The 602-nt window shown below is 39.7% G+C and carries 1 pseudogene; it reads left to right on the forward strand.

What is annotated here, in order from left to right:
* Positions 1 to 464, forward strand: a pseudogene (locus HMPREF9441_RS15165) (MFS transporter); the annotation flags it as partial.
* Between the last annotated feature and the right edge of the window lie 138 nt (positions 465 to 602).

Genomic DNA, 602 nt, shown 5'->3' on the forward strand with positions numbered 1-602 from the left:
TTATCGGTCGTCTTACCGGTGGTTCATTAGGCGCTAAATTCTCAAGCAAAGGAATGCTTTCATTCGTATCGCTCTTAGGATTAGTGTTTGTACTCTTGGCTATCTTCATACCTGAAACACAAATGGTAAATATGCCTGTATTCAAAGCTGATATATCATTCGGTTTAGCACAAGTGCCTATGAGCATTATGTTCCTTATCCTTTGCGGCTTATGTACTTCGGTAATGTGGGGAGGTATTTTTAACCTTGCTACTGAAGGTTTGGGCAAATATACGGCTGCTGCTTCGGGTATCTTTATGGTGATGGTATGTGGTGGAGGTATCCTACCAGCTATACAAGGATGGGCTGCCGATGCTGTAGGTTATATACAAAGTTACTGGGTAATCGTACTTGCGATAGCTTACCTATTGTTCTACGCATTAGTAGGTAGCAAGAATGTTAATACCGATATTGATGTAGCTTAATTTTAGAATGTTTATAATGTGAAAAAGGCTGCCCTGCTCTTTAGGGTAGTCTTTTTCTTTTTTAACATATGGAGCAGATTTTCTATTTTATTGCAGAACTCACCGTAGCAGCAGGCGTATTTTACGCTCTTAAATGGT

Origin of the sequence: Paraprevotella clara YIT 11840 (assembly GCF_000233955.1) — a bacterium.
GTDB classification, from domain to species: domain Bacteria; phylum Bacteroidota; class Bacteroidia; order Bacteroidales; family Bacteroidaceae; genus Paraprevotella; species Paraprevotella clara.